Annotated in this window: 17 protein-coding genes; 6 read left to right on the forward strand and 11 right to left on the reverse strand. The window is 39.6% G+C overall.

What is annotated here, in order from left to right; translation table 11 throughout:
- Positions 1-11 precede the first annotated feature (11 nt).
- Positions 12-329, forward strand: coding sequence for a hypothetical protein (locus tag QXL17_02550; GenBank protein MEM4258016.1), 318 nt, complete (start codon positions 12-14; stop codon positions 327-329).
- Here QXL17_02550 and pdxT read toward each other — a convergent pair.
- From pdxT to sepF, 5 genes are all read right to left on the reverse strand, one after another.
- Entirely contained in the window at positions 326-940 is a 615-nt protein-coding gene (pdxT, locus tag QXL17_02555) for a pyridoxal 5'-phosphate synthase glutaminase subunit PdxT (protein MEM4258017.1), read from the reverse strand. The genes QXL17_02550 and pdxT overlap by 4 nt on opposite strands.
- A complete protein-coding gene (pdxS, locus tag QXL17_02560; GenBank protein MEM4258018.1) occupies positions 934-1,935 on the reverse strand; it encodes a pyridoxal 5'-phosphate synthase lyase subunit PdxS in 1,002 nt (333 codons plus the stop codon). The genes pdxT and pdxS overlap by 7 nt, the downstream gene beginning before the upstream one ends.
- Before the next feature lie 172 nt (positions 1,936-2,107).
- The gene (locus QXL17_02565) at positions 2,108-2,404 is read right to left on the reverse strand and encodes a hypothetical protein (protein MEM4258019.1); all 297 of its coding nucleotides are present in this window, start codon (positions 2,402-2,404) and stop codon (positions 2,108-2,110) included.
- A 487-nt stretch (positions 2,405-2,891) separates the two neighbouring features.
- Positions 2,892-3,404, reverse strand: a complete 513-nt coding sequence (locus QXL17_02570; GenBank protein MEM4258020.1) for a hypothetical protein — start codon at positions 3,402-3,404, stop codon at positions 2,892-2,894.
- A 109-nt stretch (positions 3,405-3,513) separates the two neighbouring features.
- Positions 3,514-3,885 (reverse strand): cell division protein SepF, encoded by a 372-nt coding sequence (sepF, locus tag QXL17_02575; protein ID MEM4258021.1) that lies wholly within the window; start codon positions 3,883-3,885, stop codon positions 3,514-3,516.
- 118 nt (positions 3,886-4,003) lie between these two features.
- Between sepF and QXL17_02580 the strand changes: the two genes are divergently transcribed.
- Positions 4,004-4,555 (forward strand): YqiA/YcfP family alpha/beta fold hydrolase, encoded by a 552-nt coding sequence (locus QXL17_02580; GenBank protein MEM4258022.1) that lies wholly within the window; start codon positions 4,004-4,006, stop codon positions 4,553-4,555.
- Here the strand turns inward: QXL17_02580 and QXL17_02585 are convergent.
- On the reverse strand, positions 4,547-5,041 hold the full coding sequence (locus QXL17_02585; GenBank protein MEM4258023.1) for an RNA-binding protein: 495 nt from the start codon (positions 5,039-5,041) through the stop codon (positions 4,547-4,549). The two genes, QXL17_02580 and QXL17_02585, sit on opposite strands and share 9 nt — an antisense overlap.
- 83 nt (positions 5,042-5,124) lie before the next feature.
- On the opposite strand from QXL17_02585, the gene QXL17_02590 reads away from it, so the two are divergent.
- The 3 genes from QXL17_02590 (at position 5,125) to QXL17_02600 (ending at position 6,196) form a co-directional block, all read left to right on the forward strand.
- A complete protein-coding gene (locus QXL17_02590) occupies positions 5,125-5,352 on the forward strand; it encodes an LSm family protein (protein MEM4258024.1) in 228 nt (75 codons plus the stop codon).
- Between the two features lie 19 nt (positions 5,353-5,371).
- The gene (locus QXL17_02595; GenBank protein ID MEM4258025.1) at positions 5,372-5,536 is read left to right on the forward strand and encodes a 50S ribosomal protein L37e; all 165 of its coding nucleotides are present in this window, start codon (positions 5,372-5,374) and stop codon (positions 5,534-5,536) included.
- A 513-nt stretch (positions 5,537-6,049) separates the two neighbouring features.
- Positions 6,050-6,196, forward strand: coding sequence for a hypothetical protein (locus QXL17_02600; protein ID MEM4258026.1), 147 nt, complete (start codon positions 6,050-6,052; stop codon positions 6,194-6,196).
- Here QXL17_02600 and QXL17_02605 read toward each other — a convergent pair.
- Complete coding sequence (locus QXL17_02605; GenBank protein MEM4258027.1) at positions 6,178-6,867, reverse strand: DUF72 domain-containing protein; 690 nt, start codon at positions 6,865-6,867, stop codon at positions 6,178-6,180. The two genes, QXL17_02600 and QXL17_02605, sit on opposite strands and share 19 nt — an antisense overlap.
- Before the next feature lie 375 nt (positions 6,868-7,242).
- Here QXL17_02605 and QXL17_02610 point away from each other — a divergent pair, with 375 nt between their 5' ends.
- A complete protein-coding gene (locus QXL17_02610; GenBank protein ID MEM4258028.1) occupies positions 7,243-7,440 on the forward strand; it encodes a hypothetical protein in 198 nt (65 codons plus the stop codon).
- A gap of 10 nt (positions 7,441-7,450) precedes the next feature.
- Here the strand turns inward: QXL17_02610 and QXL17_02615 are convergent, their stop codons facing one another.
- The 4 genes from QXL17_02615 to QXL17_02630 form a co-directional block, all read right to left on the reverse strand.
- On the reverse strand, positions 7,451-7,723 hold the full coding sequence (locus tag QXL17_02615) for an acylphosphatase (GenBank protein MEM4258029.1): 273 nt from the start codon (positions 7,721-7,723) through the stop codon (positions 7,451-7,453).
- A 20-nt stretch (positions 7,724-7,743) separates the two neighbouring features.
- A complete protein-coding gene (gene asnS, locus QXL17_02620) occupies positions 7,744-9,054 on the reverse strand; it encodes an asparagine--tRNA ligase (GenBank protein ID MEM4258030.1) in 1,311 nt (436 codons plus the stop codon).
- 127 nt (positions 9,055-9,181) lie between these two features.
- On the reverse strand, positions 9,182-10,207 hold the full coding sequence (locus tag QXL17_02625) for an FAD-dependent monooxygenase (GenBank protein ID MEM4258031.1): 1,026 nt from the start codon (positions 10,205-10,207) through the stop codon (positions 9,182-9,184).
- A complete protein-coding gene (locus tag QXL17_02630) occupies positions 10,200-10,388 on the reverse strand; it encodes an FAD-dependent oxidoreductase (protein ID MEM4258032.1) in 189 nt (62 codons plus the stop codon). The genes QXL17_02625 and QXL17_02630 overlap by 8 nt, the downstream gene beginning before the upstream one ends.
- Positions 10,389-10,544: the final 156 nt, after the last annotated feature.

Raw genomic sequence — 10,544 nt, forward strand, 5'->3', positions numbered from 1 at the left:
GGAGGTGAAAAATGGAAGGATTAGTTCAATATTTTTTAGGCATGCTCATGCTTGTTTTCGCTGTCGCAAGTATCATCGCTGGTATCTTTACCGCATACTTTGGCTCTGGAAAAAGTCGGATCGTTGGAGCAATACTTATCCTCATAGGATTAGTCGTTGGTATTCTGTTTCTCTGGGGCGCAAACATTTTAACATTCCTGCTGGGAACACCAATTGATTTAATCAACCTATCAGGAACCGTGCTCAACGGCATTGTTGCAGTTGTCGGTGCCGTCGTCGGAGCACTCATCGCTCTAGGAATATTCCTGCTAGCAATTATGAAAGCCTAAAGAATCATCTTGAAAAAATACTCATGAATCCTGAGATCAGTGGTAAGCTCAGGATGAAACGATAATGCCAGCAGATTATTCTGTCTGGCAGCAACTATTTTTTGATTTTTTGTATCAAGTGTTGCAAGTACCTGAATCCTCTTTCCCCATACTTCAGTAATCAAGGGTGCCCGAATAAAAACAGCTGGAAATGGTTTCTGAAATCCTAAAAATGTGATTTCTTGTTCAAAGGATTCCTTCTGCCTGCCAAATGCGTTCCGCTCAACACACATGTCCATTGCTTCTAAAAGATGAACCCCGGTATCGGAGTCAGTAATTTTCTTCGCAAGCAACACACACCCTGCACACGTCCCCATGATAGGCAACTGCTGAGATTCTAACCTTTGACGAAGCAGGATATACATACCAGAAGAATACAACATTTTTGAAATAGTGGTGCTCTCACCACCAGGAAGAATCAACGCATCAAGAAGATCGATATCTTTTTTTGAACGAACAGGAACAACCCTCCCCAGAGTCTCGTGGTTTTTGAACACCTGCTCCATCATAGCGATATGTTCATGTACCGCACCTTGAATACAGAGAACACCAACGGTTCGTATTGTTACCAACCTCTTTCTTGAAGCATATGTTCCTTGGAGAGTTTTTCAATCTCAATTCCTGGCATCGCATCACCAAGATTTTTACTTACCTCTGCAATAATCTGCGGATCGTCAAAGTGTGCAACTGCTTCGACAATCGCCCGGGCTCGAGCTTTCGGATTCGATGATTTAAAAATACCAGAACCAACAAAGACACCATCACTCCCGAGCTGCATCATGATTGCAGCATCAGCAGGAGTTGCAACACCACCTGCAGCAAAATTTACAACCGGAAGGCGTTTCAATGATTTGATCTCTTTCAGAATCTCAATGATTTCCTTATACATTGTTTTATAGGAATAATCAGAAAAGATGATCGTATCATCATGAACTGTTTGATTGGTCAACGTTGTATACGACGTACGATAGCTCTGCAGACATTCCTCAGCGAGACGATGCAGTTCCTTCTGATCAACAGTATGTACATAGGTAATCATGCTTGAAACCATGCGTTGATGACGTATAGCTTCAATAATATTTCCGGTTCCTGCTTCTCCTTTGGTTCGAATCATTGCTGCTCCTTCACAGATACGTCGAACCGCTTCTCCAAGGTTTCGACAACCACAGACAAAAGGAACCGTGAACTTTTTTTTATCCACATGATAAAAGGGATCAGCAGGGGTGAGTACCTCTGATTCATCAATCATATCAACACCAAGTGCTTCGAGTGCTTGCGCTTCAACAAAATGACCGATACGAACCTTAGCCATAACAGGAATACTCACGGCATCCATAATTTCTTGAATTATTTTTGGATCAGCCATTCGCGCAACACCACCATCAGCACGGATATCCGCAGGAACACGCTCGAGAGCCATAACTGCTACAGCTCCACTTTCCTCAGCAATACGAGCATGCTCAACACAAGTGACATCCATGATGACACCACCTTTTTGCATTTGTGCAAATCCGCGTTTCACCAATGTTGTTCCATGGCGTAGTTTAGTTATATCAAGATTTTTCATACGCTCTAACTCCCAACAAACTACGGTTGAAAAGGGGATAATTAAGAACCCCTTATTAATATGTGGTTCTACATAAATGTATTGTTTTATTCCACTGATGCAGTATATCAAAAATAAGGTTTAAAATTAGATAACTTAATCTGTCGAATGTATTCTTAAAACTCACCGTTGGTTAACAGGACGGCGGTGTGTAGGTTACAACTAGGATTGGTTTTGGACTTGCTGAACTGTATTCTTCAGAATAAATCTGTGATACAGCAGAGGTAACCTCACTGTCTGATTGAATCCCAATAGCAAACCAGTTTGATCCAAGCAGACTCTGCAGATCAGTACAAGCATTTGCTCCAAGATTAATCTGCTTATTTGTACCAACCACGGGGAATCCATTTTCATCAGCATACACGGTTCCCTCAGCAGCCTCATTATATATTGCTTGGGCACCACTTGTCGACGGCCGAGTGCCAACCATTTCATGAATATGACATCATGAATATGACAATCTATATTATTACTAGCGCCATGATATCTAAAAACAACATTGTTAATAATCGAACTATCCGGAATAGAAGAGATCTCCCATTCAACATATCCACGATATACGTCGAAAGAAACGCCAATATAAATTAATTCACTAGCACTATATTTGATTGTTCTATCTCTTAACACATCATACCTTATATATCCATCTTCAGTTGGATTATTCAATGTCGCGGTACACGTTCCATCACCATTATCCACATGACCAGCACCACATTCATAACACGGACCACCCCCACCACCATCACCACCATATGAACTTGCTTCAAAATAAATAAAAATAGCACCCGTATGCACACCACAACTATCCGGAGACTGTGGAAGACTAATTGAAATCTGCACCCAGACGAAATCTGTTGTACCATTCACCGCCTGGCCAGCATACTTCGTAAAACGAACACCCTCATTCGTCCAACCAGTTACTCCTTTTGACCGTTTATATCACCAGCATTCTGATTCCCTGCACCTAACACCCACACAACCGACCCGATTCCTGATTTTCCCACACCCTGATTCCATAAAAAAACAGAATCACTATCATCATCTACAAGCTTTGTTCGATTCGTATGCAGCCATATCTGCAGATAATCAGCACCGGTACTGCTCGACACATTCATATGCGTGATAGAGACGGGAAATGGCTCTTCATTGACAATCGCAAACGCAGCAGTATATGTTTTGTTATACCCTGCGCTAAAATTACCACCAAAATGCAGTTTCAGTGCAGCGTTGGTCCCATTGCTTCCTGCAAGACGCAATACCGTAATATTATCAGTTGAGTTATCACATGCTACAAAACGAATATCAGCATTACTTGGATGTCCAATACTATATTCATACCCAACCTGAGATGTTGCATACTGCGTCGCCATAACCGTACTCAAAATAACAAGTGCTATACCAAGAACTAACAAACGTTTCTGTAACCTCATCGAGCGCATCCACTCTAGTCCCAACTCTATAAAGAGTCAACGGAAAAGAGAATATAAATATTACTAAAAAATATGTCTTTTGAAAGGAAAAAAGAAGGGAAAGATTTTTTTATGCATTGGTGCCACGGATTTTCCGACGATCAACTTTTACACCAGAAGGTGAAACAATCATCAGGTTGTTCCCAATACCTGCGATGTCACCACCGATGTCATCGGTAATCCTCTTCAACTCGTTGGTGACTCTTTTCAGAATTACTTCTTCATCAGCGATTGCAGAAAAGTCAAGAATCAAAACGTTTCCACCGTAGACATAATCCGAAAGTACTTTTAAGTCATCGTATTGACGGATCTCACCTAAGGCAACCTTCATTTTTACTGAACCCATCGAATCGCCGGTTGAGTCGACATATTTTTCTAAATCAACATATCCTTCTGTTAAATCTGACTTTTTGTCGCCAAAAATTTTCTTTGCTAATCCCATACTCACACGCTTCTCCGTAATTTTTAACTACACATCTTAAATATATTTCTCTTTATAAACATTTGTCTTTGATTATATAAAGGAACAACACCATTTCAAAAAAAACGGAGCGTACACGATGTTATACTACATTCATGGTTACCAATCAAGCACATCCAGCACCAAGGCAGTTTTGTTTGCCCAAACACTTAAGGTGTATGCAATCAAATACCGCGAAGGCAACCCTGAAGATCTGGTTATTTCCGCATGTTTAAGACGGATAGCACAGACAATACAATCTGATCCTCAGCCGGTTCTCATTGGCTCATCCTTTGGTGGTTTTCTTGCAGCTGCAACAGCACTTATTCATCCGGTTCAACAGCTTATTTTACTCAATCCTGCAATCATCCCCCCTACAACATCACCTGATTCGATACCAGCTATGCCAAAGAGGATTCTGAACGAAATGATCGAGCCACGATTATTTCAGCAGAAAGTACCAACAAAGATTGATATATTGATCGGTACTCAGGACACGGTTGTTCCCAATCACTGGTCATTGGAATTTGCAAAAATCCAAGAAGCAACTGTCCATTTTTTTCATGATGATCATAATTTTACGCGGTATCAAGTTCAACTTCCTGAAATAATTAAAAAAATTATCAACCGTGAAACAAAGAGGTTATCCTGATGCTGACAGTTTCCAGAGATCATCACCAACATAATGAATGTTTTTAACTGCCTTACCGGTTGTACGTAATTTCATGGCTTCACCAGACATCAATGCGATACCCACGGCAAGTGGTTTGTGATGTTGTTCATCACATACCCAGACATACTCTCCTTCCTGAATTGTACTATCAACATCAACGATACCTGGTACCATGATATCAGCGCCTTTCACAATAAAACCAACTGCACCCATATCAACTACAACCCATGCGACTTCAGGCTGATATTTCATTAGACCACGTACTGTAAAAAAAATCCTAGTATCGACCATAAAAAAATCGATTGAGTTGTCCACTAAAAAAACTTGATACCGATCAAGAAAACCTGTTTCGACAACAGCTTTTTTTCCTGTTTTTAGACCCGGAAATCGAGACTTCAGACTTGAAAACAATTTCTGAACATCACGATGATTTAACTGATGTCGATTCTTCAGAGAAACTGTCATACTCATCTACCATCATGTATTCTTTTCAAATAATCTATATCATCCAAACTCTTATAAAGCATAGCTCTATTTGGGCTGTCCATATGACACAACCTATGGAGAAACCATTAAAATTACTACACGCAAGTTTAAACGGCAGGGTTATTGTTGAACTTCGCAATGGTATCGAATATCAAGGAATACTTGACGGGTATGATGTTCCCCATATGAACCTTGTTTTAAAAAATGCTGATGAAATCATTGCAGATCAGAAAAGAAAACATGACAAGATCATCGTTCGCGGTGACAATATTATTTATATATCTCCATAGAATACTGAGGTAGATTGCTATGACGAAAGGAACAACATCAAGTGCTGGCGGAAAAACCAACCATGTTGCCTGCCGACGCTGTGGGAAACATTCATTTCATGTGCAGAAGCGCAGGTGTGCATCCTGTGGTTTTGGTGAAACCAGTAAACTACGACACTACAATTGGGCACGATTAAAAAAATAATTCCCTTAACTCCTCATCGTTTTTTTATCAAATCTGCATTTTTTCACGTCTACCCTTTTTGCTAACGTTTGAATAGTATCTTCAAAAGATGGAGCAGATCTTTTCAGAACATTGTACAAGTTGTCTGATTTTCCTGTTCCAGTACAAATTCACGCTGATAGCGGTTTGATTGTTGAAGAGCTTCAGCATGTCAACCGAATGTTCTATAATTCTGTGACTGTTCAGTAGTGACCACAGAAGATACTAATTGACTTGTACACTACGTATGAGTAAGGGTACAGCATCTGGTTTTTGTATCTGATGGGATGTTTGTTGTTCGCTCGTCATAGTTTTTCCTTCCCTAAAAAATAATGTTGGAAACATGACAAAGCAAGCAACGACTAGCAGGATCGAATTGACATGGATACTAGTATTAAAAAAATTTCATCAAAGTAAAAAGGCGCGTTCAGGAAGAAGCTACTCTAATAGAATATCATATATAGTGAATACTATTGAATTGTAAGGGGTTTTTTTATGGAGGAAATAATTGATCTTGATCTTTGGGAGGAACGGAAACGACAAATTGAGCAGCAGCGAGAAGAAAAAATACGCAGAATGAAACAAAGTCAAGAAGAAGTAGAACGGCAAAAATTGTTTTGGTCTCACTGGGGATTCGAATAATCTACCAACTGTTGTAGCCGCTGTGCATTCTTCAACATATGATCATTATTGAAAAAGATATACACTGCATCAGGATGACTTTGAAAAATCCGTTCTTTAATTTCATAAAGTTCGTGATCTGAGTAATCATGCTGATACCAGTCAGTTTTTCCATGGATTCGCTCATAAATTACTGATTCACTCATGATCCTTGTGGGAAGTTCAGGACTATCGATACTAACTACAAGAACACCCTGTTTTTTACCCCACGCTATCATCTCTTGAGTAAACAATGATTCATGGCGGAACTCAACAGCGATCTTCTCAGAGCCATGTTCTTTAATAAAAGCTTCTATAGCACTGATATCAACAAAAGAAGGCGGCAACTGGAACAGATAATAATCAATGCTATCCTCAAGCGGTGTAAACAATTTTCTAAAACGAGTAAAACCTGCAAAAGATGTTTTGTTGAGTTTTTGAAAATGGGTAATCGAACGATGGACTTTGACAACCCAGGCGAGATGCTTTGCTTTTTTAGCCCATGCCTGAATCATAGTTGGATACGGAAATCGGTAAAAACTCATGTTCAACTCAACTGCATTAAAACCAGAATTCTGCAGATACCAATCCAATGAATTCCCCAGATTCCAATCATACGACCAACCAGAGGTTCCAAGAAAAATTGTTGTCATCAGTATCCGAAAACAAGTTGTTCTTCATAGTTTTTTTGAATCTTTTCATAGTTTCTCCGTGATGTTTGTTTATATGAACTCAGCAGCAGTAGATATTCTATGAGCATATTTTTTGGGGCAGCGTCAAAAAATCATAGAAAAATATGTTCCTGAGAAACAACAAAATCTATGTTGAAACATATTCATCAGAGTACTCAGTGAATTTCTTTTTTTCTGAAAGGTATATAAGCCACTTCTTTATATGCAGAATTGAAAAAAGAAAACATATTCCTTTGCGAGGATGATACTATGGGTTTCCTTCAAAGACTTGATAAGAGCATAAGCAAACTTGAAAAGCGAATAGAGCGAGAACAGATGAGAATTACCCAGTTGGAGATGAGGTTTGAGCAAAAAAAGATAACTAAAGCAGATCTCACCATTAAAAAACGACATCATGAAGAACGCATCAAAGCCTTTCAATCACGAATACAAACACTTAAAGGTATGACGGTGAAAGAAAAACAACATCAAGAAGAGAAAGCAGAAAAAAAACAAAAAAAACTCGAAGAAAAAAAGAAGCTAGCAGAAGAATAAAAAATGGATGTTATCTTTTAATTGTAAATTCAGTAAAGACTTCTTTTGATGAGGTATGCGTAACGTCAACACGGGTTACCTGTGCATCTGGTGGACCTTGATAACACCATGCAATCATTTCTTCAACCTTGGTTTTATCTCCAGAAAAAACAGCTTCAACACAACCGTCCTCGGTATTTCTCACCCAGCCGGTCACACCGAGTTGGTCTGCTTTTTGTTTTGTACTCGCTCGAAACCAAACACCTTGGACCTTTCCCGAGATCATCACATGTGCTTGTGCCATCATCGTTTTCCTCCTGAAAATCAAGGTTTAAAACGCAGTAACGTCCGCGGGAATGGAATAGTATCCTTGATGTTATCAACGCCACAGATCCATGCAACCACTCGTTCAACACCAACACCGTACCCTGCATGAACGACGGAGCCATAACGTCGGAGATCAAAATACCATTGATAATTATCGATTTTTTCGCCCATTGCTTCTAATCGTTTCGTCATATCCTCAATGTCAAGACTTCGCTGAGACCCGCCAATAATTTCACCATATCCTTCGGGAGCAATCATATCAAAACAGAGTGCCGTATCAGGGTTTTTTTCATCCCGTGGTTTATAAAATGCCATGATCGAAATTGGATAATGCGTCACCACCACCGGTGTGGTGAAATGTTTCATAAGTGCATCTTCTTCAAGTGTTCGAAGATCTTTACCCCATTCAACCTCCATATGCTCCCTTTCTTTTAAGATGTGTAATGCCTCAGTATACGTGATAGTAGGAAACTCTGCGTGTGCAATGGCTTCAAGTTTTCGAATATCTTGACCAAGAAATTCTAAATCTTTTTGATTCTTCTGGATAACCTGAGTGATGATGTAACGGATCTCCTCTTTTGCAAGGTTAATAACGTCATAGAGATCCATCCATGCTGCTTCCATTTCAGCCATCCAGAACTCAGAGAGGTGACGGGAGGTTTTTGATTTCTCTGCTCGGAAGGTAGGCCCCATGTTGTAGATTTTTTCTAAAGCAAAAATACCTGCTTCTGCATAGAGTTGCCATGATTGTGAAAGGTATGTTTTATCATTATAGTATTTCACTTCAAAAAGAGTTGACCCACCTTCACATTGATTTGGTTGGAGGATTGGTGCATCGAATTCATAAAAACCTCGTTCACGGAAAAATTGATGGATTGCACCGACCACCGTTGATCGAATTTTTAAAATTGAGGTCAGTTTTCGAGAGCGTATCCATAGATGTCGCTGGTCAAGTAAAAACTCAGGGCTTTGATCTTTGTTAATTGGAAAAGGTTCTGCAAAGTGTATTACTTTTATATTAGTTACGTGTAATTCAAAACCTCCTGGTGCGCGGGCATCCTCTTTTACGATGCCGGTGAGTTCAACTGAAGATTCAATGAGTGCTCTTTCAGCGTCTGCAAACTCATTATCCGGAAGATTTCCTTTTTTTATGGTCGTTTGCAGAACACCGGTAACATCCCGGAGGGTTATAAAAACGATATTGCCGCTACTCCGAGTTCGATAAATCCATCCTCTAAGATGAACGGTCTCGTTGGTCTTTTTTCCTTGGAGTATCTCTTCAATAGGAATCCATGTTTTTATTGTCATAGAACCTAGTCAGAATACAGGAATCTGTTCTTAATCTTTATGAGTTACGGTTTTGAAAATCAAAAAACCACTGGAACAGCAAAAGAGAGAAAAATGCATTTTTTTTCAGATAGCAGTCTGTTAAGCATTAGTGTGAAAAAATATTTTTGGTTCTGAGGAGCAGATATCGTCGGACAAGCTTCCATTTTAAAGCATTTATGCTCTTGTTTCCTGTAGCAATATCAAAAAGTAGCTCGCTCATCTTTGCATCTTGACTTACATATTTTATAACATTTTCAGACTGGGTCCCCCAACGTTTCGACAGGCGTACTAATAAATCGATATCCTTCCCAAAACGTTGTTTCCAACGACGTTGATATTCAGATAAAAAACGTTCAGAAAATGTATGTTGCTTGACTGCTTGGGCAATAACTTCAGCAGCAAGTTTTCCTGAAATCATCGCATAATCAATACCTTCGCCAGTTAACGGGTTAATTAAACCAGCTGCATCGCCACATAACAGTACTCGATGTGCATAGGTTTTTTTGCGTGGTTGCGAAGGAAGTGCAGCACCCTTAATATCGCCAGGGTCAAGATCTGCAGGGATGATATTTTGTTCTTGCAATAGGTGAAAAAACTGCAGATACACGTTTTTCAAATTGATTTTATTATTTTGAGTTTGCCGAGATGCATTAGTAACACCAATACCAAGATTTATATGATTTTTTTTCGGGAACACCCATCCATATCCTGCAATACCTCCAACTTTTAAAAAAAGATGCCCGCGACGTTGAGGAGTACACAGTTGGTCAATTACGTGTGATCCGAGTTCATATTCGTTTACCATCGACAAACCAAATCGATATGAATCAGAATGTAAACCAGTTTTTTGAGCGACTATACTCCATACTCCATCAGCACCAATGACAACCTGACTTTGGATCGTTGTCTCATCTGAAAGAATGATCGAAACATGGTCAGGAGACATTTGAACATCAGTAACCTTTTTTCCTTCGAAAACTGTTGCACCACTTTGTTGAGCAAGACGAAGCAGACCATAGTCAAATGTTGAACGAAGAACAGTTGCGAGAAAAGGACGTTCTTTCTCAACAGAAACGTGATATCGAAGTGATGCTGAATAAACACTCCCGCCATACGAGTAAGAATCAATCAACCCCCTGTTCTTGTATATACGGAAATTCTTCAAGAACCTTTATCGTTAATCCACCGCCACAGGGTTTATCACGGGGAAACCTTCTTTTATCAATAATAAGTACAGAAATTCCGTTTTCCGCGAGAAATTTCGCAGCTGTTGAGCCAGCAGGACCAGCACCAACAATAACCACGTCATACATAGATATCAATAGGGTCGATAATCTGGGTAGAGATTAATATTAGACCTCTTGCGAAATAGCAATTTTTAACCCCTAGCATATATCTTCTACATCGGATGGGATGTAGAGATGCTGACCTATGAAAAATTATCAAGAAAGCCCGGGATGTTCCACACA

This window comes from Candidatus Thermoplasmatota archaeon (assembly GCA_038884455.1).
GTDB lineage: Archaea > Thermoplasmatota > E2 > DHVEG-1 > DHVEG-1 > JAWABU01.